The sequence below is a fragment of the Nocardioides hwasunensis genome, assembly GCF_014779665.1.
Taxonomy (GTDB): Bacteria; Actinomycetota; Actinomycetes; order Propionibacteriales; family Nocardioidaceae; genus Nocardioides; species Nocardioides hwasunensis.
On sequence record NZ_JACXYY010000006.1, the window covers coordinates 194,898 to 219,949 of the forward strand.

The 25,052-nt window shown below is 70.9% G+C and carries 26 protein-coding genes and 1 tRNA gene; 24 read left to right on the top strand and 3 right to left on the bottom strand.

Translation table 11 applies throughout. From position 1 onward, the window contains the following. Positions 1-85: 85 nt before the first annotated feature. Positions 86-706, top strand: a complete 621-nt coding sequence (locus tag IEZ25_RS15455) for a hypothetical protein (protein WP_191200343.1) — start codon at positions 86-88, stop codon at positions 704-706. Then, positions 703-1,626 (top strand): LCP family protein, encoded by a 924-nt coding sequence (locus tag IEZ25_RS15460; RefSeq protein ID WP_191200344.1) that lies wholly within the window; start codon positions 703-705, stop codon positions 1,624-1,626. The genes IEZ25_RS15455 and IEZ25_RS15460 overlap by 4 nt, the downstream gene beginning before the upstream one ends. A gap of 94 nt (positions 1,627-1,720) precedes the next feature. Here the strand turns inward: IEZ25_RS15460 and IEZ25_RS15465 are convergent, their stop codons facing one another. The 3 genes from IEZ25_RS15465 to IEZ25_RS15475 all read right to left on the bottom strand — a co-directional run bounded on the left by IEZ25_RS15465 (position 1,721) and on the right by IEZ25_RS15475 (position 3,895). Then, a complete protein-coding gene (locus IEZ25_RS15465; RefSeq protein ID WP_191200345.1) occupies positions 1,721-3,130 on the bottom strand; it encodes a choice-of-anchor P family protein in 1,410 nt (469 codons plus the stop codon). A gap of 119 nt (positions 3,131-3,249) precedes the next feature. After that, positions 3,250-3,322, bottom strand: a tRNA-Arg gene (locus IEZ25_RS15470). 75 nt (positions 3,323-3,397) lie between these two features. Next, a complete protein-coding gene (locus IEZ25_RS15475) occupies positions 3,398-3,895 on the bottom strand; it encodes a thioesterase family protein (RefSeq protein ID WP_191200346.1) in 498 nt (165 codons plus the stop codon). 75 nt (positions 3,896-3,970) lie between these two features. On the opposite strand from IEZ25_RS15475, the gene argS reads away from it, so the two are divergent. From argS to IEZ25_RS15585, 22 genes are all read left to right on the top strand, one after another. Further along, entirely contained in the window at positions 3,971-5,641 is a 1,671-nt protein-coding gene (argS, locus tag IEZ25_RS15480; protein WP_191200347.1) for an arginine--tRNA ligase, read from the top strand. A 7-nt stretch (positions 5,642-5,648) separates the two neighbouring features. Next, entirely contained in the window at positions 5,649-7,067 is a 1,419-nt protein-coding gene (lysA, locus tag IEZ25_RS15485) for a diaminopimelate decarboxylase (protein WP_191200348.1), read from the top strand. After that, a complete protein-coding gene (locus IEZ25_RS15490; protein WP_191200349.1) occupies positions 7,067-8,377 on the top strand; it encodes a homoserine dehydrogenase in 1,311 nt (436 codons plus the stop codon). The genes lysA and IEZ25_RS15490 overlap by 1 nt, the downstream gene beginning before the upstream one ends. Next, a complete protein-coding gene (thrC, locus tag IEZ25_RS15495; RefSeq protein ID WP_191200350.1) occupies positions 8,374-9,459 on the top strand; it encodes a threonine synthase in 1,086 nt (361 codons plus the stop codon). The genes IEZ25_RS15490 and thrC overlap by 4 nt, the downstream gene beginning before the upstream one ends. Then, positions 9,456-10,355 carry a homoserine kinase gene (gene thrB / locus IEZ25_RS15500; RefSeq protein ID WP_191200351.1) on the top strand — a complete coding sequence of 300 codons (900 nt, stop codon included), beginning with the start codon at positions 9,456-9,458 and terminating at the stop codon, positions 10,353-10,355. The genes thrC and thrB overlap by 4 nt, the downstream gene beginning before the upstream one ends. Positions 10,356-10,492: 137 nt before the next feature. Next, positions 10,493-12,343, top strand: a complete 1,851-nt coding sequence (gene rho / locus IEZ25_RS15505) for a transcription termination factor Rho (protein WP_318152263.1) — start codon at positions 10,493-10,495, stop codon at positions 12,341-12,343. 127 nt (positions 12,344-12,470) lie between these two features. Further along, positions 12,471-12,710, top strand: a complete 240-nt coding sequence (rpmE, locus tag IEZ25_RS15510) for a 50S ribosomal protein L31 (protein WP_191200352.1) — start codon at positions 12,471-12,473, stop codon at positions 12,708-12,710. Between the two features lie 95 nt (positions 12,711-12,805). Then, positions 12,806-13,879, top strand: a complete 1,074-nt coding sequence (gene prfA, locus IEZ25_RS15515; protein WP_191200353.1) for a peptide chain release factor 1 — start codon at positions 12,806-12,808, stop codon at positions 13,877-13,879. Then, positions 13,876-14,718 carry a peptide chain release factor N(5)-glutamine methyltransferase gene (prmC, locus tag IEZ25_RS15520; protein WP_191200354.1) on the top strand — a complete coding sequence of 281 codons (843 nt, stop codon included), beginning with the start codon at positions 13,876-13,878 and terminating at the stop codon, positions 14,716-14,718. The genes prfA and prmC overlap by 4 nt, the downstream gene beginning before the upstream one ends. Next, complete coding sequence (locus tag IEZ25_RS15525; RefSeq protein ID WP_191200355.1) at positions 14,715-15,380, top strand: L-threonylcarbamoyladenylate synthase; 666 nt, start codon at positions 14,715-14,717, stop codon at positions 15,378-15,380. The genes prmC and IEZ25_RS15525 overlap by 4 nt, the downstream gene beginning before the upstream one ends. A 9-nt stretch (positions 15,381-15,389) precedes the next feature. Then, positions 15,390-16,634, top strand: coding sequence for an MraY family glycosyltransferase (locus IEZ25_RS15530; RefSeq protein WP_191200356.1), 1,245 nt, complete (start codon positions 15,390-15,392; stop codon positions 16,632-16,634). A gap of 111 nt (positions 16,635-16,745) precedes the next feature. Next, entirely contained in the window at positions 16,746-17,204 is a 459-nt protein-coding gene (locus IEZ25_RS15535) for a hypothetical protein (protein WP_191200357.1), read from the top strand. Between the two features lie 26 nt (positions 17,205-17,230). Then, positions 17,231-17,497 carry an AtpZ/AtpI family protein gene (locus IEZ25_RS15540; RefSeq protein WP_191200358.1) on the top strand — a complete coding sequence of 89 codons (267 nt, stop codon included), beginning with the start codon at positions 17,231-17,233 and terminating at the stop codon, positions 17,495-17,497. After that, positions 17,494-18,282 carry a F0F1 ATP synthase subunit A gene (gene atpB, locus IEZ25_RS15545; RefSeq protein ID WP_318152264.1) on the top strand — a complete coding sequence of 263 codons (789 nt, stop codon included), beginning with the start codon at positions 17,494-17,496 and terminating at the stop codon, positions 18,280-18,282. Before IEZ25_RS15540 ends, atpB begins: the two co-directional genes overlap by 4 nt. Positions 18,283-18,351: 69 nt before the next feature. Then, the gene (gene atpE, locus IEZ25_RS15550) at positions 18,352-18,561 is read left to right on the top strand and encodes an ATP synthase F0 subunit C (protein ID WP_030482691.1); all 210 of its coding nucleotides are present in this window, start codon (positions 18,352-18,354) and stop codon (positions 18,559-18,561) included. 41 nt (positions 18,562-18,602) lie between these two features. Beyond that, entirely contained in the window at positions 18,603-19,160 is a 558-nt protein-coding gene (locus tag IEZ25_RS15555) for a F0F1 ATP synthase subunit B (protein WP_191200359.1), read from the top strand. Next, positions 19,160-19,954, top strand: a complete 795-nt coding sequence (locus IEZ25_RS15560; protein ID WP_191200360.1) for a F0F1 ATP synthase subunit delta — start codon at positions 19,160-19,162, stop codon at positions 19,952-19,954. Before IEZ25_RS15555 ends, IEZ25_RS15560 begins: the two co-directional genes overlap by 1 nt. 71 nt (positions 19,955-20,025) lie before the next feature. Further along, positions 20,026-21,666 carry a F0F1 ATP synthase subunit alpha gene (gene atpA, locus IEZ25_RS15565; RefSeq protein WP_191200361.1) on the top strand — a complete coding sequence of 547 codons (1,641 nt, stop codon included), beginning with the start codon at positions 20,026-20,028 and terminating at the stop codon, positions 21,664-21,666. Positions 21,667-21,669: 3 nt separating this feature from the next. Further along, positions 21,670-22,587: a F0F1 ATP synthase subunit gamma gene (locus IEZ25_RS15570; RefSeq protein ID WP_191200362.1), complete on the top strand. Its 918-nt coding sequence runs from the start codon at positions 21,670-21,672 to the stop codon at positions 22,585-22,587. A gap of 2 nt (positions 22,588-22,589) precedes the next feature. Beyond that, positions 22,590-24,044, top strand: a complete 1,455-nt coding sequence (atpD, locus tag IEZ25_RS15575; protein ID WP_191200363.1) for a F0F1 ATP synthase subunit beta — start codon at positions 22,590-22,592, stop codon at positions 24,042-24,044. Continuing rightward, entirely contained in the window at positions 24,044-24,448 is a 405-nt protein-coding gene (locus IEZ25_RS15580; RefSeq protein ID WP_191200364.1) for a F0F1 ATP synthase subunit epsilon, read from the top strand. The genes atpD and IEZ25_RS15580 overlap by 1 nt, the downstream gene beginning before the upstream one ends. A 116-nt stretch (positions 24,449-24,564) precedes the next feature. Further along, a complete protein-coding gene (locus tag IEZ25_RS15585; RefSeq protein WP_191200365.1) occupies positions 24,565-25,008 on the top strand; it encodes a DUF2550 domain-containing protein in 444 nt (147 codons plus the stop codon). The last annotated feature ends 44 nt before the right edge of the window (positions 25,009-25,052 follow it).

The window sequence follows — 25,052 nt, forward strand, 5'->3', positions numbered from 1 at the left end:
GTTTGAGGCATGGTGTGGCCCACACGGCCGAAGCGCCGGTCGAGAACGTCGTTCCAACCAGTCCTGCACCCGCCTTGGAGTCGTCATGCCAAGCCCCGCACCGGGCCGCAGCACGTGGGTCATCCGCTGTGCCTCGCTCGTGCTCGCCCTGCTCGTCCCGCTCGTCGCGGGTGGCTGCCGATCCGGCTCCGAGCCGTCCGCCTCGCCGGTGCGGCCGAGCCAGGACGCCGCCCAGGTGAGGCTCACCTCGCATCCGGTGACGACCAAGACCAAGATCCACCGCGTCTTCGGTCGCCTGCCCGAGGCCCGCCGCAAGGCCGTGCGCCGGCAGGTCGGCGAGGTCGTCGACCAGTGGTGGGAGGCCTCCTACCTCGGCGGCTCCTATCCCCGCAGCAGCTTCCCGGCGGCGTTCCCGGGCTTCACGAAGGCGGCGGAGAAGCGGGCGCGTGCCGACAAGGCGCTGCTCACCAACCAGACGCGCGGCTCGCGGATCGACGCGGTGACGGCCCGGCACCGGACGATCTCGCTCGACATCCTCGCCACCGACGGTCGCGCCCGCACGGCGACGGCCGCCTTCGTCCTGAAGTTCGACACCGACGGCGAGCTGGTCGGCACCACGACCGTGCGCGGTCGCCTCTTCCTCGTCCGCCGCGACGGTGCCTGGCGGATCTTCGGCTACGACGTCGCGAAGGGATCCCAGCGATGACCCCTCCCTCCGTACGACGCCTGCGCCGAGCGGCCCGGGCGATCGGCCTCGCGGCCGTGCTGGCCGTCACGGCCCTCGTGGTGCCGCAGTCGGCGGTCCAGTCCACGGAGGTGAGCCTGGTCAAGATCCGGCACGCGCAGGGCGTCGCGGTCGGTCCGAAGGACGTCGTGTGGATCCTCGCCGTCGGCTCGGACGCCCGCCCCGGGGAGTCGATGACCCGTGCCCGCGGCGACGCGCTCCAGATGGTCGGCATCAACACCCGCACGGGGTCGGCGACCGCCATCGGCGTACCCCGCGACTCGTGGGTCGCGATCCCCGGCCACGGCCGTGAGAAGATCAACTCCGCGCTCTACTTCGGCGGTCCGCGCGGCATGGCGGGGGCGATGCGCAACCTGGTCGGCATCGAGCCCGACTACGTCATGGTCACCCGGTTCCCGTTCTTCGAGGACATGATCGACGACATCGGCGGCATCACCGTGACCAACCCGCGCCGGTTCTCCGACCCGAACCTGAAGAAGGAGGGGTTCGCGAAGGGACGGATCCGCCTCCGGGGCTACGACGCGATGGCCTTCTCACGCATCCGCAAGGGCCTCGTCGGCGGTGACTTCGACCGGTCGGCCAACCAGCAGCGCACGCTGCGCGGCATCCACGCCAGCATCCGCGCGCAGGCCGACGAGCCCGGTTTCATCGAGCGCGGCGTGATGACCGTGATGCAGCACACCGACACCAATGCCTCGCCGGCCGAGCTCTTCCAGCTCGCCCAGGCGGTCGCCCAGGTCGACCCGTCGAAGATCAGCACCTGCGTGGTGCAGGGACGGGTGGGCTACGTCGGCGCGGCGAGCGTGGTGTTCCCCGATGTCGCCCAGGCCCGCAGGCTGGGCCGCGACGCACGTCCGGACGCCGCTCTCGAGCGCTGCTGACGAACGCGACGTCGGGCCGAACCCCATGGCCGGCCCGACGTCACTGCCGCGACTGTAACCACGCCGCGCCCCTGGCGGGAGGGGGCAGCGGGTCTCAGTGCGCGTAGATGCGCCCGGACGTCCGGGCGAGGTCGATGACGACGGCCTCGGAGTAGAGCTTGATCCGGAGGCCGATCACCTGTGAGCCGCGGTAGCCCGTGTCGACCAGCTGGCGCTGGATCTCGCCGACCCCGTTGGGCAGCTCGACCACCCCGCCGGGTGCCGGGACCTCGATCGCCTGCCCGCCGACGGTGATGGAGCCGACCGCGGTGGAGACCTTCGACCCCACGCGCTTGCCGGTCTTCTGCCGCATCGCGGCCCGCGAGCTGACGTCGGTGATGACGAGCTGGGCCGAGGGGATGCTCACCGACCGGATCGCGGTGCGGGACCAGCCCTTGGCCACCTTCTTCGCCCGACGCTGGTCGCCATTGACCTGGTAGGTCACGCCCTCGAGCAGGACCGGCACCGGCACGAGCTGGCTCGCACCGGGCACCTGGTAGGTCTGGGTCCTGCCGCGCGAGCCCTGGCACGGGAGCGCCTTGTGCTGCACGCCGCCGAACGTCAGGGCCCCGTCGAGGGCCTGGTAGTCCATCGCGGTGCCGCCGGAGCGGAACACGCCGACGGGCGCCGGTCCGCCCATCCGCACCCGGGCCGTGCCGAGCTCGACGAGCTGGCGGCGGCCGCCGGCGGTGACGTCGATGCGGAGCGCGGACGCCTGCGACTGCGCGTTGTGGGCGTTGGCGCGACCGTTCTCGTAGCCCAGCGCGATGCTGCCCAGGCCGGGGATCTCGATCGGCGCCGTGGCGTCACCGAGGACCTGGAAGACCTGCTGGGCGGCCTGCTGGGTGCCGGTGAAGACGGTGTCGGTCACCTGGTCGAGCGGCGCGAGGAGCTGCTGCAGCTCGGGCGGCAGGTTCTGCGTGACCGTGTCGTCGAGCAGCTCGAGGGAGATGCTCGCGAAGGTGAAGGTCTCCGCGTGGCCGTAGCCCTGCGGCGTGTTGAACGCGTCGGCCGTGGTCTGCAGGCCCTTGATCACCAGCTTCGGCGTGGTCAGGGGGCCGACGGTGCCGCCGATGCTGATGTCGCCGATCGTGTTGGTGCCGCGTACGCCGTGCCGGTCGCCCTCGGCGTAGGTCTCGGTGCGGCTGGTGCTGGCCGAGACGGTGATGAGCGGGTTGTCCGGCACCGACGCGACGCTGCTCCTCTCCACGACCTGCCCGACGGCGCGGGTGCAGAGCTGCTGGGCGTGGGCGTCCTTGAGGTCGAGCGCCTCGACGCTGTCGGTCACCAGCTTCACGCCGTAGACGTCGCCGCGGTAGCCGAAGTTCGTGAGGCCGGCCCGAGCCTGGGCGCTGGAGCCGCCGGCGGCCTGCGCTGGAGCCGCGAGACCGGCCGACAGTGCGAGCGCGGTGCTGAGCGCGAGGCCGACGGCCGTCGAGCGGCGGCGGTGGTGCGTGTGGTGCATCTGATGTCCCTCCCGAGGTCGTTCGTCCTCGGCTCAACGAGACGAGCGCCACATGGTCACGCCGACGATGGTCGACGCGCCGGGCGGATCCTCGGGTGGAGTGACAAGCGGATCGGGGGCGCCTCCGGCAGGATTCGAACCTGCGGCACCTGGTACCGGAAACCAGTGCTCTATCCCCTGAGCTACGGAGGCCAACGCTGTCCCGGGGCGACCCGGGTCAGTGCGCGGTGAAGACTACCGGTCGGCCGACGTGGCCGTGAATCCGCCTCAGCGCAGGGCGAGCGAGCCGGAGGTGTGGGCGGCGAAGGGGAGGCCCGCGTGCTCGGCGATGCGGGCGTCCATCTTCTCCGCGACCTCGGCCGGCCACGGTGCCGTACGCCGCGTGGAGAGGTCGATGTGGAGGAAGATCTCCTCGACCACGCAGGCGACCTCCCGCTCGGTCTCGTCGAGCAGGTAGACGAGTGCGTGTGCCGCGCGCTCCGAGCGCCCCAGCAGCCGCACCCGCGCCGACATGGTGTCGCCGGTGCGCAGCTCGTTGAGGTAGGTGACGTGGTGCTCGGCGGTGAAGCACGCCTGCTGGTGGGTCAGCGGCCACATCTGCGGGATGCCGACCTCGACCAGCGACTCGTCGAGCCCCTCGCTGGCGATGCCGACGTAGTGGCGGACGTTGAGGTGGCCGTTGATGTCCTCGAAGGGCATGGGCACGGGCTGCTCGACGTAGGCAGGCAGGTCGATCAGCTGGTCGTAGGTCGGGTGCGTCGTCACAGGCCGAACCCTAGGGCAGACCCACGGCGTGAAACCGGTTCGGTCGGCGGCACCTGCCGCCGATAGGCTTGGACGGTGAACCCCCAGCAGCTCTCCGAGACCATCGTCGACGCGCTGACGGCCCTCGTGGCCGACGGCGCGATCACGCTTCCTGACGGCGTGCCGACCGAGGTCACGGTGGAGCGACCCCGGCAGAAGGGTCACGGCGACTACGCCACGAACGTCGCGATGCAGCTGGCGAAGAAGGCTGGCACCAACCCGCGCGCGCTCGCCGAGCTCGTCGCCGACAGGCTGCGCGTCTCCGACGGTGTCAGTGGCGTCGAGGTGGCAGGTCCGGGCTTCCTCAACGTGAGCGTCGAGGCCGGCGCCCAGGGCCAGGTCGCGGCCGACATCGTCGCGGCCGGGGCGGCGTACGGATCCGCCACGACCCTGGCTGGGGAGAAGATCAACGTCGAGTTCGTCTCGGCCAACCCCACCGGCCCGCTCCACCTCGGTGGCACCCGCTGGGCCGCCGTCGGCGACGCGCTGGTGCGGATCCTGCAGTTCTCCGGCGCCGAGGTCACCCGGGAGTACTACTTCAACGACCACGGTGCGCAGCTCGATCGCTTCTCGAGCTCCCTGCTGGCCTCGGCCCGCGGTCGCGAGGTCCCCGAGGACGGCTACGGCGGCGACTACATCAGCGAGATCGCCGACCAGGTCGTCACCCAGCGCCCCGACGTCACCGACCTGCCCGACGACGAGGCGCAGGAGGTCTTCCGCCAGGTCGGCGTCGACCTGATGTTCGAGGAGATCAAGTCCGACCTGCACGACTTCGGGGTCGACTTCGACGTCTACTTCCACGAGAAGTCGCTGCACGACTCCGGCGCCGTCGACAAGGCCATCGAGCGGCTCACCGCGATGGGCAACACCTACACCGAGGACGGTGCGCTGTGGCTGCGCACCGAGAAGTACGGCGACGACAAGGACCGCGTGATCGTCCGGTCCAACGGCACCCCGGCCTACATCTCCGGCGACCTCGGCTACTACCTCGACAAGCGCGAGCGCGGCTTCGACCGCTGCTTCATCCTGCTCGGCGCCGACCACCACGGCTACGTCGGCCGGATGATGGCGATGTGCGCGGCCTTCGGTGACGAGCCGGGCAAGAACCTCGAGATCCTCATCGGCCAGATGGTCAACCTGCTGCGTGACGGTCAGCCGCTGCGGATGTCGAAGCGCAACGGCACGGTCATCTCGATGAACGACCTCGTCGAGGCGATCGGCGTGGACGCCTCGCGCTACGTCCTCGCGCGCTACACCAACGACACGACCATCGACATCGACCTCGAGCTGTGGGCCAAGGCGTCCAACGACAACCCGGTCTACTACGTCCAGTACGCCCACGCGCGCACCTGTCGGATGATCGGCAACGCCACCGACCTGGGGATGAAGCTGCCGGGCGACGGATTCGACCCGGCGCTGCTCGCCCACGAGCGCGACGGCGACCTGCTGCGCGCCCTGGCCGAGTTCCCCCGGGTGGTCGCGAGCGCGACCGACCTGCGCGAGCCGCACCGCGTCGCGCGCTACCTCGAGGACACCGCGTCCGTCTTCAACAAGTGGTACGACACCAAGGAGTGCCGCATGCTGCCGCAGGGGGACGAGCCGGTCACGCCGGCCAACGAGGCCCGGCTGGTCCTGGTGCACGCGACGCAGACGGTGATCGCCAACGGCCTGCGCCTGCTCGGCGTCTCCGCCCCCGAGAGGATGTGAGGCAGCCGTGCCGACCGCCCACCCCTCCGGCTGGGCGCACGCCGACGGTGCGCTGCGCTCGACCAGGCCCGGTGGCCCGCACTGGCTGCGTGAGCCGGCCGACCCCAACGCGCTCGTCGCCCACCTCTGGTCGCAGACCGCGGCCAAGGAGGGCGGCGTGCTCAGCGTCGGGGGAGTGCCGCTGCCCGACCTGGTGCGTGAGCACGGCTCGCCGGCGTACGTCCTCGACGAGGCCGACTTCCGCGACCGGGCCCGCGCCTTCCGCGACGCGTTCTCCGACTACGCCGTCTTCTATGCCGGCAAGGCCTTCCTCTGCACCACCGTGGCGCGGTGGCTCGCGGAGGACGGTCTCTCGCTCGACGTGTGCTCGGGCGGCGAGCTGACCGTCGCCGAGCGGGCCGGCTTCCCCATGGAGCGGGTCGGCTTCCACGGCAACAACAAGACCCTGGGCGAGCTCGAGCGGGCCGTCGAGCTCGGCGTCGGGCGGATCATCGTCGACTCCTTCCACGAGATCGAGCGCCTGGCCGCGGTGGCCCGTGAGCTGGGCCGCACCGTCGGCGTGATGGTGCGGGTGACCGCCGGCGTCGAGGCGCACACCCACGAATACATCGCCACCGCCCACGAGGACCAGAAGTTCGGCTTCTCCATCGCCAGCGGCGACGCGCTCGAGGCCGTACGCCGCGTGCACGCCGCCCCGGGCCTGCGCCTGCTGGGCCTGCACTCCCACATCGGCAGCCAGATCTTCGACACCTCCGGATTCGAGGTCGCGGCCCGTCGGGTGCTCGCCCTGCACGCGCAGGTGAGCGAGGAGGTGGGCGTCGAGATGCCCGAGATGGACCTCGGCGGGGGCTTCGGCATCGCCTACACGACCCAGGACGACCCCTCGGACCCCTCCCGGCTGGCCACCGAGATGTCGAAGATCGTCGAGCACGAGTGCCGGGCACTGGGCATCGCGGAGCCGGCGCTGTCCATCGAGCCCGGTCGCGCGATCGTCGGACCGGCCATGTGCACCGTCTACGAGGTGGGCACCGTCAAGGAGGTCGCCCTCGACGGCGGGCTGGTGCGGTCCTACGTCTCGGTCGACGGCGGCATGAGCGACAACATCCGCACCGCCCTCTACGACGCCGACTACTCCGCGACCATCGCCTCGCGCGGGTCCGACGCCGAGCCGACGCTCGCTCGGGTCGTGGGCAAGCACTGCGAGGCCGGCGACATCGTCGTCAAGGACGAGTTCCTGCCCGGCGACGTACGTCCCGGCGACCTCGTCGCGGTGCCTGGGACCGGTGCCTACTGCAGATCCATGGCGTCGAACTACAACCATGCGTTGCGTCCTCCGGTGATCGGAGTTCGGGACGGGAAGACTTTCACCGTGCTGCGACGAGAGACTGTCGCCGACCTGTTGGCGACCGATGTGGGTGTTCTCTGATGAGTGAGGGTGACAAGCGGCTCCGTGTCGCTGTCCTGGGCTGTGGCGCGGTCGGCTCGCAGGTGGTGCGGCTGCTCACCGAGCAGCGCGACGACCTGGCCGCACGGGTGGGTGGCCCGGTCGACCTGGTGGGTGTCGCCGTACGCCGGCTCGACGCCCCGCGCGACGTCGAGGTCCCCGAGGGGCTGCTGACCACCGACGCCTCCGGGCTGGTGGCTCGCGACGACGTCGACGTGGTCGTCGAGGTCATCGGCGGCATCGAGCCCGCGCGCTCGCTGATCCTCTCCGCGCTCGACAACGGCGCCAGCGTCGTCACCGCCAACAAGGCGCTCCTGGCCGAGGACGGGCCGACCCTCTTCGAGGCCGCGGCGAAGGCCGAGCGCGACCTCTACTACGAGGCGGCCGTGGCCGGTGCCATCCCGATCGTGCGACCGCTGCGCGAGTCGCTCGCCGGCGACAAGGTCACCCGGGTGCTCGGCATCGTCAACGGCACCACCAACTTCATCCTCGACAAGATGGACACCGCGGGCAGCGGCTTCTCCGAGGCCCTCGAGGAGGCCCAGGAGCTGGGCTACGCCGAGGCCGACCCGACCGCCGACGTGGAGGGCTTCGACGCCGCCGCCAAGGCCGCGATCCTGGCCAGCCTCGCCTTCCACTCGCGCGTCACGGCCTCCGACGTCTATCGCGAGGGCATCTCCGAGGTCACCGCGGCCGACGTCGCCAGCGCCCGCGACATGGGCGCGGTGGTCAAGCTGCTCGCCATCTGCGAGCTCCGGCCCGGCCCGAACGGCGACCAGGTCGCCGCCCGCGTCCACCCCGCCATGATCCCGCGCTCGCACCCGCTGGCCAGCGTCCGCGAGGCCTACAACGCGGTCTTCGTCGAGTCCGAGGCGGCCGGTCAGCTGATGTTCTACGGCCCCGGAGCCGGTGGGTCCCCGACGGCGAGCGCCGTGCTCGGCGACCTCGTCACCGTGGCCCGCAACCGCCTCGCAGGCACCCGCGGCGCGGGTGAGTCGGCGTACGCCGACCGCGCGGTGCAGCCGATGGGCGAGACCCGCACCCGCTACCACGTCGCGATCGACGTCGACGACCGCGCGGGCGTGCTCGCGGCGGTCGCCAACGCCTTCGCCGACCACGACGTGTCGATCCAGACAGTCAGGCAGGAGGGCCGCGGGGCCGACGCCCAGCTCGTCGTCGTCTCCCACGCCGCCTCCGACGCCGCGCTGAGCGCGACGGTGCAGCAGCTGCGCGAGATGGAGATCGTCCGCGAGGTCACCTCGGTGATGCGCGTCGAGGGAGGCGAGGAGTGAGCACCACGTCCACCACCAACGGCCAGTGGCGCGGCGTCATCGAGGAGTACCGCGACCTGCTGGAGATCCCCGAGGGCCTCGAGGCGGTCACCCTCCGCGAGGGCGGCACCCCGCTGGTGCACTCGGAGTGGCTCACCGGCGTCACCGGCGGCCAGGTGTGGCTCAAGGTCGAGGCCAACAACCCCACCGGGTCGTTCAAGGATCGCGGGATGACCGCGGCGATCTCGGTCGCGAAGCACGAGGGCGCGCAGGCGGTGGTCTGCGCCTCGACCGGCAACACCTCGGCGTCGATGGCGGCCTATGCCGCCAAGGCCGGGCTCAAGCCGCTCGTGCTGATCCCCGAGGGCAAGATCGCCGCCGGCAAGATGGCTCAGGCGGTCGTGCACGGTGCGCAGATCATCATGGTGCGCGGCAACTTCGACCACTGCCTCGACCTCGCGCGCGGGCTGGCCCGGGACTACCCGGTGGCACTGGTGAACTCGGTCAACCCGGTCCGGCTCCAGGGCCAGAAGACCGCCTCCTTCGAGGTGGTCGACTTCCTCGGCGACGCCCCTGACTACCACCTCCTGCCCGTCGGCAACGCCGGCAACATCGCGGCCTACTGGCTCGGCTACCAGCAGTACGCCGAGCTCGGCCGCGCGACGAGGCGTCCGGTCATGCGGGGCTTCCAGGCCGAGGGCGCCGCCCCGCTGGTGACCGGCGAGCCCTTCCCCGACCCCGAGACCAAGGCGACCGCGATCCGCGTCGGCAACCCGGCCTCGTGGCACCTCGCCGAGATGGCGGCCAAGGAGTCCGAGGGCCGCTTCGCGGCGGTCTCCGACGCCCAGATCCTCGCCGCCCAGGTCGAGCTCGCCCGACGTGACGGGGTGTTCGTCGAGCCGGCGTCGGCGGCCGGCGTCGCCGGCCTGCTGGCCGAGCTGGCAGCGGGGGAGAGCTATGCCGGCAGGACGGTCGTCATCACCGTGACGGGCCACGGGCTCAAGGACACCGCCACCGCGCTCGAGTCGTTCACCGACATCGTGGACAACGTCGTGGACGCCGACGTCGAGGCCGCCGCCGCGGCGGCCGGCCTCGTCCGATGACCCAGTTCGTCGACGGCCCGGTCCGGGTCTCGGTCCCGGCGACCTCGGCCAACCTCGGCCCCGGCTTCGACTCCCTCGGCCTGGCCCTCTCGCTGCGGGACGAGCTCGAGGCGGAGGTGCTGCCCGAGGGCCTGGTCGTCGAGGTGACGGGCGCCGGCGCGGACGGCGTGCCCCGCGACGAGTCGCACCTCGTCGTGCGCTCGATGCGTGCGGCCTTCGAGCTGATGGGGGAGCAGCCGCCCGGCCTCCGCGTCTCGTGCGCCAACGTCATCCCGCACGCCCGGGGTCTGGGCTCGTCCTCGGCCGCGATCGTCGCCGGAGTGGTGCTGGCCCGGGCGCTCGTCGCCGGGGGACAGCTGCTCGCCTCCGACGAGGCGCTCTTCGACCTCGCCGCCGACCTCGAGGGACACCCCGACAACGTGGCGCCCGCGTTCTACGGCGGGTTCGTCGTCTCTGGCCGGGAGGACGAGCACTGGTACGCCGTGCGCGTCGGCGTCGACCCGCGGATCACCGCGGTCGCGTTCGTGCCCCCCACCGGTGTCGAGACCAAGGTCGCCCGCGGGCTGCTCCCCGAGGTCGTCCCGCACGCCGACGCCGCGGCCAACGCCGGCCGTGCGGCCCTGCTCGTCGCGGCGCTCGCCGGGCAGCCCGAGCACCTGCTCGCGGCCACGCGCGACTGGCTGCACCAGGAGCAGCGCGAGCCAGCGATGCCCGAGACGCTCGCGCTCGTACGCCGCCTGCGTGCCGACGGCGTCCCGGCCGTGGTCTCCGGCGCCGGGCCCACGGTGCTGGCCTTCGGCTCGAGCGACACCTCCGCGGTGACCTCGGCCTGTCCCGACGCCTGGGTGTGCCACGACCTCGCCATCGAGCCCAGCGGCGCCGTCCTGCTAACCTGACCGCGCGCCGTTCGGCGTACCCCTGCCCGTCCCGGGCCTCGTGCTCCGCTCGAGGCCTGCGTGCCCGGGCCGACCACCATCCGCCTCGTGGGTCGCTCGTTCGGCCTCGCAGGCGACGCAACGTGCGAAGGATCCACGTGACCGAGACTCCCTCGAAGCCTGCCAAGAAGGCCGCCAAGTCGGGCGGCCTGAGCTCGATGCTGCTGGCCGACCTCAAGTCGATGGCCGCCGGCCTCGGCGTCGCCGGCGCCGGCTCGATGAAGAAGGCCCAGCTCGTCGAGGCGATCAAGGCGGTGCAGTCGGGCGCCCCCAAGGCAGAGTCCGCTCCGCAGGCGGAGGCCCCGAGGTCGGAGGCCCCGCAGGCCGAGGCGCCCCGCGCTGCCGCGCCGGCCCCTGAGCGGACCGAGCAGCCCGAGCAGCCCGCGCTGCCGACCGCGGACGACGCGCCTGCCCCCCAGACGACGGTCCGCACCCGCACCCGCAAGCAGCGCCAGGCCGAGAAGGCCGACCAGGCGGGCGAGGGCAAGCAGGACCAGAAGCAGGACCAGAAGCAGCGGTCCGGCAAGCGCGACCAGAGTGCTGGGGCCCAGAACGCAGTCGCCCAGGACGCGCAGGACCGCTCCGACCAGCAGCAGCAGGACAAGCAGCCGTCGGACCAGCAGTCCGGCAAGCAGGACCGCCAGGACCGTCAGGACCGCAAGCAGGCCCAGCAGAACAAGCAGGGCCAGAACCAGCAGGGCGGCCAGCAGAACCAGAACCAGAACCAGAACCAGAACCAGGCCCAGCAGAGCCAGAACCAGCAGGACGACGACGAGGACGGCGAGGGCGGCAGCCGTCGCAACCGTCGTCGGCGTGGTCGCGACCGCACGACCGTGCGCCCGGGCAGCCGCAACGAGCCCGACACCACGATCCTCGAGGACGACGTGCTGGTGCCGGCCGCGGGCATCCTCGACGTGCTCGACAACTGCGCGTTCGTGCGGACGTCGGGCTACCTGCCCGGTCCCGAGGACGTCTACCTGTCGCTGTCGATGGTCCGGAAGTACCACCTGCGCCGCGGGGACGCGGTGGTCGGGCAGGTCCGCCAGCCGCGTGAGGGCGAGCGGCGCGAGAAGTTCAACCCGATGGTCCGCATCGACAGCGTCAACGGCACCGAGGCCGACGGGGCCAAGGAGCGCCCGGAGTTCGCGGACGCGGTGCCGGTGCACCCGCACCAGCGCCTGCGCCTGGCCACGGGCGACGACGACCTGACCGGCAAGATCATCGACATCGCCGCGCCCGTCGGCAAGGGCCAGCGCGGTCTCGTGCTCACCCCGCCGCGCACGGGGGCGACGTCGCTGCTCCAGTCCATCGCCCGCTCGGTGACGACGAACAACCCCGAGTGCCACGTCATGGTGGTGCTCGTGGACGCCCGCCCGGAGGAGGTCACCGACTTCCAGCGCGCGGTCAAGGGCGAGGTCGTCGCCTCGACCTTCGACCGCCAGCCCGCCGACCACACCCTGGTCGCCGAGCTCGCCATCGAGCGCGCCAAGCGACTGGTCGAGCTCGGCCACGACGTGGTCGTGCTGCTCGACTCGCTCACCCGGCTCGGTCGCGCCTACAACCTGGCCGCGCCGGCCAACGGCCGCGTGCTCGCGGGCCTGGTGGACGCCTCCGCGGTGCACCCGACCAAGGAGTTCTTCGGCGCCGCCCGCAAGATCGAGGACGCGGGGTCGCTGACCGTGCTGGCCACGGTCGCGGTCGGCACCGGGTCGGCGACCGACGAGTTCTTCCTCGAGGAGATCGCCGGCACCGAGAACCTCGAGCTGGTCCTCAGCGCGGACCGGGCGGCGAAGGGCATCGTGCCCGCCGTCGACGTGACCTCGTCGGGGACCCGGCACGAGGAGAAGCTGCTCGCGCCCGCCGAGGGCGCGGTGGTCGGCGACCTGCGCAAGCAGCTCGCCGCCGCCGACTCCCCGCAGGCAGTGGCGAAGGTCATCGGCTCCCGCTGAGCCGTCGGCGACCTCCGGGAATCCCCGGATTGGCGCCGTTGTTCAGACCGGTGGCACACTTTGCGCCGGTTCCGGTTCACGTCAGATGCGATCCGCGCAGGCGACCCGGAGCAATCGAGAGGACACCATGAAGAAGGACACGCACCCCGACTACGTCGAGACCGCCGTCACCTGCACCTGCGGCGCGTCGTTCACCACCCGCAGCACCGCGACCTCCGGCTCGATCCACGCCGACGTGTGCTCGCAGTGCCACCCGTTCTACACCGGCAAGCAGAAGATCCTCGACACCGGCGGCCGCGTCGCCCGGTTCGAGTCCCGCTACGGCAAGAAGGCTGCTGCCTCGACCGAGACGGCCGAGAGCAAGTAGTCCACGTCAGGCGCCGGTCGCCCGCTCCGTGCGGGTGGCCGGCGCCTTGTCGTCTGTCCGTGTGGGTGGTGCCGAGAAGCAGCAGGAGAGCCGAGATGTTCGAAGCCGTCGAGGGCATGCGTGCCGAGCACGCCGAGCTCGAGCAGCGACTGGCGCTCCCCGAGACCCACGCCGACCAGCGCCTGGCCAAGCAGCTCAACCAGAGGTACGCCGAGCTGACCGCGGTCGTCACCACGTGGCAGGAGTGGCTGCAGCTGGGCGACGACGTCGAGGCGGCCCGCGAGCTGGCGTCCGACGACCCGGCCTTCGCCGAGGAGGCCGAGGACCTGTCGCACCGCCGCGAGGTCGCGAGCGAGCGCCTGCGCCGGTTGCTCGTGCCGCGAGATGCCGCGGACGGCAAGGACGCGCTGCTGGAGATCAAGTCGGGGGAGGGCGGTGAGGAGTCGGCGCTGTTCGCCGGCGACCTGCTGCGGATGTACTCCCGCTACGCCGAGACGCGGGGCTGGAGCGTCGAGGTCCTCGACGCCACCGAGTCCGACCTCGGCGGCTACAAGTCCGTCACCGCCGCCGTCAAGGCGAAGGGCACCGTCGAGCCCGGCCAGGCGCCGTACGCCCTGCTCAAGTTCGAGGGTGGCGTGCACCGCGTGCAGCGGGTGCCCGTCACCGAGTCCCAGGGGCGCGTGCACACCTCCGCGGCCGGCGTCCTGGTGATGCCGGAGGCCGAGCAGGTCGACGTCGAGATCAACGACAACGACCTGCGCATCGACGTCTACCGCTCCAGCGGCCCCGGCGGCCAGAGCGTCAACACCACCGACTCCGCCGTCCGGATCACCCACCTGCCGACCGGCATGGTGGCAAGCTGCCAGAACGAGAAGAGCCAGCTGCAGAACAAGGAGCAGGCGATGCGCATCCTCCGGGGGCGCCTGCTGCAGGCAGCCCAGGACGCCGCGGACGCCGAGGCCAGCGACGCGCGGAGGTCGCAGGTGCGCACGGTCGACCGCTCCGAGCGGATCCGCACCTACAACTACCCGGAGAACCGCATCTCCGACCACCGCACGGGCTACAAGTCCTACAACCTCGACCAGGTGCTCGACGGCGACCTCCAGCCGGTGCTCGACTCGTGCGTCGAGACCGACATGGCCGCCCGGCTCGAGGCCCTCGAGTCGTGAGCGACCCGCGGACCGCCCGCCGGGCCGCCGCCGACCGGCTGCGTGCCGCAGGCGTCGCCTCCCCGGAGCGCGACGCCGACCTGCTCCTGGCTCACGTCCTCGGCGTGCCCCTCGGCAGGCTGCCGCTGGTCGAGGGCCTGGGGGAGCCCGAGCACGAGCAGTACGCCGACCTGGTGGCGCGCCGCGCGGCCCGTGAGCCGCTGCAGCACCTGACCGGCAGCGCGGCCTTCCGGCACGTCGAGCTGGCCGTGGGCCCCGGCGTGTTCGTGCCGCGGCCCGAGACCGAGCTGCTGGCCGGCTGGGCGATCGAGCAGGCCTCCCGCCTGGCCGCCCCGGTCGTGGTGGACCTCTGCACCGGCTCCGGAGCCATCGCGAGGGCGGTCGTCGACGAGGTGCCGCACGCCGACGTGCACGCGGTCGAGCTCGACGAGGGCGCCCTGGCCTGGGCCGAGCGCAACCTGGCCGGCACCGGCGTCGACCTGCGCCACGGCGACCTGGCCACCGCGTTCGACGACCTCGCCGGCACGGTCGACGTCGTCGTGTGCAATCCGCCCTACATCCCGCTCGAGGCCTGGGAGTCCGTGGCCGCCGAGGCCCGCGACCACGACCCGCACCTGGCGTTGTTCTCCGGACAGGACGGCCTCGACGCGATGCGCGTGCTGGAGCAGCGCGCGGCGCTCCTGCTGCGGCCCGGGGGAGTGGTGGGGGCCGAGCACGCCGACGTCCAGGGGGAGTCGGCGCCGGCCGTCTTCGCCGCGACGGGCCGCTGGCTCGACGTCACCGACCACCGCGACCTCGCGGGTCGGGCGCGCTACCTGACCGCAGGACTGGCACGATGAGCGACGTGGACAGGTTCAGGACCTCGACCGAGGAGGAGCGGGAGGCGGCAGTGACCGCCGCCGCCGGCGCCGTACGACGCGGAGACCTGGTGGTCATCCCCACCGACACCGTCTACGGCATCGCCGCCGACGCGTTCTCTCACGACGCGGTGCGTGCGCTGCTCGAGGCCAAGGGCCGCGGTCGCGACATGCCGCCGCCCGTGCTGGTCTCCGCTGCCACGACCCTCGACGCGCTCGCAGAGGGCGTCCCGCCGTGGGCACGCACCCTGGTCGAGGAGTTCTGGCCGGGCCCGCTCACCCTCGTGTGCCGCCAGCAGACCTCGCTCATGTGGGACCTGGGGGAGACCCGCGGCACGGTCGCGGTCCGGATGCCCGACGACGAGGTCGCCCTCGCCGTCCTCGAGCGCACCGGGCCCCTCGCGGTCAGCTCGGCCAACCTCACCGGTCGCGCAGCAGCGACCGACGCCGACCAGGCCGAGGAGATGCTGGGTGACGCGGTCGCCGTGATCGTCGACGCCGGCACCTCGCCGGGTGGCGAGGCCTCCACGATCATCGACTGCACCGTGCCGGAGGGCCGGCTGCTGCGCCTCGGCGCGCTCTCGCTCGAGACGCTCAACAGTGCCATCGAGGAGCACGGCGTGGTGCTCGAGGACGAGGGCTGACGGCGGCCCGTGCGGGAATACCTGCTCGTCTTCCTCGTCGCGCTGTCGGTGACCTACCTGCTCACCGTCGTCGCCCGGGAGATCGCCCTGCGCACCGGTGCGGTCGCGCAGGTCCGCGACCGCGACGTGCACGCCGAGCCGATCCCGTACCTCGGCGGCCTGGCGATGCTCGGCGGCCTGTCGGCGGCCTACCTGGTCGCCCAGCAGCTCCCGTTCCTCTCCCGCAGCGAGTACTTCGTCTTCGACGACGCGGGGGTGGTGCTCCTGGCCGGTGCGCTCGTCTGCGCGGTGGGCGTCATCGACGACATCTTCGACCTCGACGCCCTCACCAAGCTGGGGGGACAGGTGCTCGCCGCGGGACTGCTCGTCGCCATGGGCGTGCGCTTCTACTACTTCCCGGGCGCCGACGGCACGCAGTTCTCCCTCGACGACGCCCAGGGTGCGCTGCTCACGCTCTTCGTGGTCATCGGCACGATGAACGCCGTCAACTTCGTCGACGGGCTCGACGGCCTCGCGGCCGGCGTCGTGGGGATCGGCGCGGCGGCCTTCTTCTTCTACTGCTACATGGTCTCCGACCAGAACAACCTCACGCTCGCCACGACCGGCGCCCTGCTCAGCGCCGCGCTCGCCGGCGCGTGCGCGGGCTTCCTGCCGCACAACTTCCACCCGGCCCGGCTGTTCATGGGCGACTCGGGCTCCATGCTCATCGGGCTGGTGCTCTCCGCCAGCGCACTGACCCTGACCGGCCAGTTCGCCGGGATGCCCAGCACCGAGGGCAACAGCCTCTTCGTGACCGTGCTGCCGGTGCTGCTGCCGATCTCGTTGCTGATGGTCCCGATCGTCGACCTCGTGCTCGCCGTCGTACGTCGCACGCGTGCCGGCCGCTCGCCGATGAGTGCGGACAAGCAGCACCTCCACCACCGCCTGCTGGAGATCGGGCACTCCCAGCGCCGGGCGGTGCTCATCATGTGGATGTGGGCCTTCACCATCGCCACGGGAGCGGTGATCGTCAGCCTCTTCAGCGACCCCTGGGTGTGGTGGAGCGTCGGCTCGATGCTGGCGCTGACGGTGACCCTCACCTTCGTCCTGCCCAAGGTGCACCGTCCTCGCAAGACCGGGCTGGGCAACACCGGGCTCCCGGAGAACGCCGCGATCGAGGGGCGCGCGGAGGACGAACCCGGCGAGGACTTGACCGGCGCGCCGGAACACGGTGTCGTGGAGCCTGCCGAGGGCACCGGGGAGACGGTCGCCTGACCCCCGGATGGAGGCCCTCGGCGACTTTGTGATAGTTTTCACGAGCAGCGACAGAGGGCCGCCAGCGGCCCTCGCCACCCCCGCAAGCCCCTCCACAGAACGGCCGCCGCCATGACGACCGAGAGCAGCGTGAGCACGCGCCGCAGCCTCGTGCCGGGCGTGCAGGTCGTCGGTCGGGCAGCGGGGCTCACCGCCCTGTCGGGAGTGGTGATGACCGGCGTCGCCGCGCTGGTCCACGGCGCCGAGCCGGCCGCCGCAGCAGCCGTGGGCGCCGCCCTGGTCACGCTGGTCGTCTCCTTCGGCACCGCCTCCCTCCACGTCGTCGCGAGCGCCATGCCGACCGCGTCGTTGCTGGTCGCGCTGGTGACCTACCTGACGCAGCTGGCGATCGTGCTGCTGGTCTTCCTCGCGATCACCCGGGGCGACCTGTTCGCCAGCGTCGCCTCGCGCGGGTGGCTGGCTGCGTCCATGGTCCTCGCGACCCTGGTCTGGACGGCCTCCCACCTGGTCCTGACGGCCCGGCAGCGGGTGCCCTACTTCGACCTCCCCACCGGTGGTGAGGGGCGATGACCACGACTGCTAAAGTCCGCAGCGCCATGGCCGAGTCCGGTGCCTCGCCCTCCAACCCCTCGCGCAGCAGTGCCCCCAGCTACCTGGTGGCCGGAGTGCTGTTCTACGGGTTCGTCGGCTGGCTGCTTGACCAGTGGCTGGGCACCCGCTTCCTGGTGGCGGTGGGGATCCTGGCCGGTGGCGGTCTCGGCACCTACATGATGATCGTGCAGCTCCGGCGTCAGACCGAGGCAGCGGACGCGCGCGACGGCAGCACCAGCAGCAACCAGACGAGCAGCGAGGAGTCGGAGTGAGCATCACCCAGCCTGTGGCAGCAGAGGGCGGTTCGGGCTTCCACCCCCCGGGCCCCGGAAGCTTCGAGCTGCCGCCGATCTTCGGCGACGTCACCAAGCCGATGGTGCTGCTGGTGTTCTCCGCGGTGCTGATCTTCGGCTTCTTCTACCTCGCCTCGCGCAAGGCCGCGTTGGTGCCGGGTCGTCTGCAGTTCGCCGGTGAGATGGTCTACGGCTTCGTGCGCAACGGCATCGCCCGCGACAACATCGGGTCCGAGCACTACATGAAGTTCGTGCCCTACCTCTTCTCGTTGTTCACCTTCATCCTGGTCAACAACTACTACGGCCTCATCCCGTTCCTGCAGTTCCCGAGCTTCTCGCGCATCGGCTTCATCGTGCCCCTGGCGCTGCTCACGTGGCTGGTCTACGTCGGCGCCGGCGTCTGGAAGCACGGCCCGCTCGGCTACCTCAAGCACGCGACGATGCCCAGCGGCGTCAAGGGCCCGATCCTGCTGCTGCTGGTGCCGCTGGAGTTCTTCTCCAACATCATCATCCGGCCCGTCACGCTGACGCTGCGACTGTTCGGCAACATGTTCGCCGGTCACCTGCTGCTGATCCTGTTCGCCACCGGCGGCTGGGCGCTGCTCTCCAGCGGCAACCTGCTCTACGGCGGCGTCGGCGTGCTGTCCTTCGGTCTGGGCATCGGCGTCAGCTTCCTCGAGATGCTGGTGATGTTCCTCCAGGCCTACGTCTTCACCCTCCTGACCTCCATGTACATCGGTGAAGCGCTCGCCGACGAGCACTGATCCGCACCAACCCCACAAGTTTCGCCAAACAGCGGCGCGAGAGACGCGTCGCCGACGAAAGGAAAAGCCGTGGAAGGCTCCATCAACCTGGTCGGTCTCGGCCTGTCCGCCATCGGTCCCGGCGTAGGCATCGGCCTCATCTTCGCCGCGTTCATCTCCGGTGTCGCCCGCCAGCCCGAGGCGCAGAGCCGTCTGCAGTCGATCGCCATCCTTGGCTTCGTCCTTGCCGAGGCGCTCTTCATCATCACCGTCGCGCTCGCGTTCGTCCTGCCTCTCTGACGGCCCGTCGCACCCAGCTCTAGACCGTAGGAGTTCGACTCATGGACCACATCGTCCTGGCGGCGGCGGAGGGCGAGACCCACAGCCCGGTGCTGCCGGTCTGGTCAGAGGTCATCCTCGCCTTCATCGTCTTCGCGATCCTCGCTGTGCTCATCACGAAGTTCGTCGTCCCGATGTTCGAGAAGACGTACGCCGAGCGCACCGCGGCGATCGAGGGCGGCCTCAGCGCGGCCGAGTCCAAGCAGGCCGAGGCCGACGCCAAGCTCGCCGAGCTCGAGAAGCAGCTCGCCGACGCCCGGCACGAGGCCGCGCGCATCCGTGAGGAAGCACGCGAGCAGGGTGCCGCGATCATCGCCGAGATGCGGGAGCAGGCCCAGGCCGAGTCCACCCGCATCGTCGAGCACGGCAAGACGCAGATCGAGGCCGAGCGCCAGCAGGCGGTCACCTCCCTGCGGGCCGAGGTGGGCGCCCTCGCGACCGGCCTGGCCGGTCGCATCGTGGGCGAGAGCCTCGACGACGAGGCTCGTCAGAGCCGCGTCGTCGACCGCTTCCTCTCCGAGCTCGAGGCCAACGGCACCACGTCCGGGAGCGTCAACTGATGTTGCGAGGAGCGTCCGCAGACGCCTACGCCGCAGCCGCCGCGGCCCTCCCGGGCTCCGGCGACCTGGGCGCGGTGGCTCAGGACCTGTTCGGGATCTCCGACCTGGTCCGCTCCGAGCCCGGCCTGCGCCGGGTCGCCACTGACGCGTCCCTGCCCGGCGAGGCCAAGGCGGACCTGCTCCGCGGCGTGCTCGCCGGCAAGGTCACGGCCGAGGCGCTCGACGTGGTGACGGCGGCGGTCTCCCAGCGCTGGAGCGCCGGGCGCGACCTGCCCGACGCACTCGAGGAGCTGGGGGTCGTCGCGGCGGTCCGCTCGACCGGCGGCGACGTCGCCCGCCTCGAGGACGAGATCTTCGCGGTGGGACGTCTCGTGCAGGCCAACCCGGAGCTGCGCGACGCGCTCTCCGACCCGGCCCGCAGCCGCGACGACAAGTCCGGGCTCATCGTCGGCCTGCTCGGCGACAGGGTCCTCCCGGCGACCGTCGCGCTCGTGCAGCAGTCGCTCTCGGGCAGCCACCGCACGGTGACGGTGGCCCTGGCCAGCTACCAGAAGGTGGCCGCGGAGGTCCGTGGGCAGGGTGTGGCGACCGTCCGTGTCGCGCAGCCGCTCGCGCAGCCCGAGCGGGACCGGTTGGCCGCCGCCCTCGAGCGCACCTATGGTCGACAGGTGCACCTGAACGTCATCGTCGACCCCGACGTCATCGGTGGCATCCGCGTCGAGATCGGTGACGACGTCATCGACGGCACCGTCTCGTCCCGCCTCGACGAGGCCGGTCGCAGGCTCGCCGGCTGAGTCGTGACCACCATCCATGAACTTTTCGAGCCCCAGGCAAATGGGCCACAGCAGAGAACAGGTGAGATGAAATGACGGAGCTGTCCATCCGTCCGGACGAGATCCGCGACGCTCTTCAGCGCTTCGTGTCGGACTACAAGCCCGAGTCGGCCAGCAAGGAAGAGGTCGGCACCGTGGCCGAGGCCGCGGACGGCATCGCCCGCGTCAGCGGCCTGCCGTCGGTCATGGCCAACGAGCTGCTCGAGTTCGAGGACGGCACGCTCGGCCTCGCCCTCAACCTCGACACCCGCGAGGTCGGCGTCGTCGTGCTGGGTGACTTCGACAAGATCGAGGAGGGTCAGGTCGTGCGTCGCACGGGCGAGATCCTCTCGGTCCCCGTGGGCGAGGGCTACCTCGGCCGCGTCGTCGACCCGCTCGGCACCCCGATCGACGGCCTGGGCGACATCGCCTCCGACGAGCGTCGTGCCCTCGAGCTCCAGGCGCCCGGCGTGATGGTGCGCAAGTCGGTGCACGAGCCCCTCGCCACCGGCATCAAGGCCATCGACGCCCTGACGCCGATCGGCCGTGGTCAGCGCCAGCTCATCATCGGCGACCGCGCGACCGGCAAGACGACGATCGCGATCGACACGATCATCAACCAGAAGGCCAACTGGGAGTCCGGCGACCCGGACAAGCAGGTGCGCTGCATCTACGTCGCCATCGGCCAGAAGGGCTCGACCATCGCCTCCGTGCGTGGTGCTCTCGAGGAGGCCGGTGCCCTGGAGTACACCACCATCGTGGCCTCCCCGGCGTCCGACTCGGCCGGCTTCAAGTACCTCGCCCCCTACACCGGCTCGGCCATCGGCCAGCACTGGATGTACGACGGCAAGCACGTCCTGATCGTCTTCGACGACCTGACCAAGCAGGCCGAGGCCTACCGCGCCGTGTCCCTGCTGCTGCGCCGCCCGCCGGGTCGCGAGGCCTACCCGGGTGACGTCTTCTACCTGCACAGCCGGCTGCTCGAGCGCTGCGCCAAGCTCTCCGACGACATGGGCAAGGGCTCGATGACCGGCCTGCCGATCATCGAGACCAAGGCCAACGACGTCTCGGCGTTCATCCCGACCAACGTCATCTCGATCACCGACGGCCAGATCTTCCTCCAGTCCGACCTGTTCGCGGCCAACCAGCGCCCCGCCATCGACGTGGGTGTCTCGGTCTCGCGCGTGGGTGGCTCGGCGATGACGAAGGCGATGAAGCAGGTCACGGGCTCGCTGAAGGTTGACCTGGCGCAGTTCCGCGCCATGGAGGCGTTCGCGATGTTCGCCTCCGACCTCGACGCCGCCTCGCGCCAGCAGCTCGACCGCGGCCAGCGCCTGATGGCCCTCCTCAAGCAGCCGCAGTACTCGCCGTACCCGGTCGAGGAGATGACCGTCTCCCTGTGGACCGGCACCTCGGGTCGCCTCGACAAGGTCCCGACCGACGACGTGCTGCGCTTCGAGAACGAGTTCCTCGACTACCTGCGTCGCAGCCACGAGGGCATCCTCGCCGGCATCCGCGAGAGCCTGAAGTTCGAGGACTCCACCGAGGACCAGCTCGCGTCGGCCTACGACTCCTTCCTCGACCAGTTCGAGACCTCCGACGGCCAGAGCATCAAGGCCGGCAAGGAAGAGCACGTCGCCCTCGAGGACGAGGACGTCGAGCAGGAGCAGATCGTCAAGCAGAAGCGGGGCTGACCCATGGCTCTCTCGGTACGCGAGTACCGCGCGCGGATCAGGTCGACGGAGTCGATGAAGAAGATCACGCGTGCCATGGAGCTCATCGCTGCGTCCCGCATCATCAAGGCGCAGCAGCGGGCCCAGGCGGCAGCGCCGTACGCCCGTGAGCTCACCCGCGCGGTGTCGGCGGTGGCGACGTTCTCCAACGTCGACCACGCGCTGACGCTCGAGCCGGAGAACCCGAAGCGGGCCGCGATCCTCATCGTCACCTCCGACCGCGGTCTCGCGGGCGCCTACTCCTCGAGCGTGCTCAAGGAGGCCGAGCGCCTCGTCGAGAAGCTCAAGGGTGAGGGCAAGGACGTCGACCTCTACACCAGCGGTCGCAAGGGCGAGGCCTACTTCAAGTTCCGCCAGCGTGCGGTGGCGCAGTCGTGGACCGGCTTCTCCGACCAGCCGACCTACGACGTGGCGGCCGAGATCGGTGCCACGCTGATCGAGGCCTTCCTCGCCGAGACCGGTGAGGAGGCACGGGCGGTCGACGAGGTCCACGTGGTCTACACGCGGTTCCGCTCGATGCTCAGCCAGGAGCCCACCGCCGTACGACTCCTCCCGCTGGAGGTCGTCGAGGGCACCGAGCCTCCCGAGCAGAACGACCTGCTGCCGCTCTACGAGTTCGAGCCGTCCCCCTCGGAGGTGCTCGACTCCCTGCTCCCGCGCTACGTCCAGAGCCGGATCTTCTTCGCCCTGCTGCAGGCGGCCGCCTCCGAGCTGGCCGCGCGTCAGAAGGCGATGAAGTCCGCGACCGACAACGCCGACGAGCTCATCAAGAAGTACAAGCGCATCGCCAACCAGGCACGCCAGGCTGGCATTACCCAGGAAATCAGCGAGATCGTCGGTGGCGTCAACGCCCTTGCCGACGCACAAGCCGGGAGTGAGTGAACATGACTGCCACTGTTGAAGAGACGACCACCACGGGTGGCGGCGCGGTCGGCCGCATCGCCCGGGTCATCGGCCCCGTCGTGGACATCGAGTTCCCGACCGACTCGATGCCCCCCATCTACAACGCCCTCACCTGCGACTTCGCTCTGAGCGGCGAGACCAAGTCGATCATCCTCGAGGTGGCCCAGCACATCGGTGACGGCATGGTCCGTGCCATCTCGATGAAGCCGACCGACGGCCTGGTCCGCGGCGGCCAGGTCACCGACACGGGTGAGTCCATCACCGTGCCGGTGGGCGACGCGACGCTCGGCAAGGTGTTCAACACGACCGGCGACGTGCTCAACCTCGCCGAGGGCGAGACCTTCGAGCCCGCCGAGCGCTGGGGCATCCACCGCAAGGCGCCGGCGTTCGACCAGCTGGAGTCCAAGACCCAGATGTTCGAGACCGGCATCAAGGTCATCGACCTGCTCACCCCCTACGTCCAGGGCGGCAAGATCGGCCTGTTCGGTGGTGCCGGCGTCGGCAAGACCGTGCTCATCCAGGAGATGATCGCGCGAGTCGCCAAGGACCACGGTGGTGTGTCGGTGTTCGCCGGTGTCGGCGAGCGCACCCGTGAGGGCAACGACCTGATCGTCGAGATGGAGGAGGCCGGCGTCCTCGGCCAGACCGCCCTCGTCTTCGGCCAGATGGACGAGCCGCCGGGCACGCGCCTGCGCGTCGCCTTGTCGGCCCTGACGATGGCGGAGTACTTCCGCGACGTGCAGAAGCAGGACGTGCTGCTCTTCATCGACAACATCTTCCGCTTCACCCAGGCCGGCTCCGAGGTCTCCACGCTGCTCGGCCGCATGCCGTCCGCCGTGGGCTACCAGCCCAACCTGGCCGACGAGATGGGCCAGCTGCAGGAGCGCATCACCTCGACGCGTGGTCACTCCATCACCTCGCTGCAGGCCATCTACGTGCCTGCCGACGACTACACCGACCCGGCCCCGGCCACGACGTTCGCGCACCTCGACGCGACGACGGAGCTGTCGCGCGAGATCGCCTCGCTCGGCATCTACCCGGCCGTGGACCCGCTGACGTCGACGTCGCGGATCCTCGACCCGCAGTACATCGGTGACGAGCACTACCGCTGCGCCGTGCGGATCAAGCAGATCCTGCAACGCAACAAGGAGCTCCAGGACATCATCGCGATCCTCGGTGTCGACGAGCTCTCCGAGGAGGACAAGATCATCGTCTCCCGGGCCCGCCGCATCCAGCGCTTCCTGTCCCAGAACACCTACGTCGCCAAGCAGTTCACCGGCATCGAGGGTTCGACCGTCCCGGTGGCTGACACCATCGAGGCGTTCAACAAGATCGCTGACGGCGAGTACGACCACGTGGCCGAGCAGGCCTTCTTCATGTGCGGCGGTCTGGACGACGTCGAGCAGAAGTGGGCCGAGATCCAGAAGAGCCTCTGATGGCTCAGTCGACCGACAAGGTCCTCCAGGTCGAGCTGGTCGCTGCCGACCGGCTCGTCTGGTCGGGCCAGGCCACCATGGTCATCGCCCGCACGACCGAGGGCGACGTCGGCATCCTGCCGAACCACGCTCCGCTGCTGTCCTCGATCATCGAGGGCGTCGTGGACGTGCAGACGGCGGACGGCGAGACCTGGATCGCGGCGGTCGACGCCGGCTTCCTGTCCGTCGCCGACAACCGCGTCTCGATCCTCGCCGAGCGGGCCGAGATGTCGCACGAGATCGATCTCGAGCACGCCCGCCGGGAGCTCGAGCGCTGCAAGGAGGCGGGGGAGAACGACGACGAGGCGCGGGAGAAGGTACGCCGCGCCGAGGCGCGCGTCCGGGCTGCCGAACGGGCCTCCTGACCGGGCTTCCCACGCGACCGCTAGGGTGTGCGCACGAACCTCCCGGGGTTCGTGCGCACACCTGATTTCAGGGTCATGTTTCGTCGCCGGCGCTCCGCGTCGCAGGGAGGGTGTGGATGCCGGTCTGGGCGTGGGCGCTCGACGGGGTCGGGCTGGTCCTCCTTCTCGCCCTGCTCTACGGCATAGCCCTCATCGTGCGACGTCGTCTGCTCGCCCGCCACGGCGGCACCTTCGAGCTGAGCTACCGAGCACGCTCCGAGCACCCCGGTCGTGGCTGGCTCCTCGGCATCGGCCGCTACTCCGGGCAGTCGCTGGAGTGGTTCCGGATCTTCTCCCTCTCGCCGCGCCCCAAGCGGGTCTGGGCCCGCGACCTGCTGGAGTACTCCGGTCGGCGCGCGCCGGCCGGAGCGGAGGAGATGTCGCTCTACGACGGACACCTCGTGGCCTCGTGCCACTACGCCGGTGAGCCGCTGGAGATCGCGATGAGCGAGGCCTCGCTCACGGGCTTCCAGTCGTGGCTCGAGTCAGGACCGCCCGGCACCGACTGGAACCGGCGCTAGCAGGCCCACGTGTCTGGGATGTCGCCCCCGCGACGCTGGGCGGG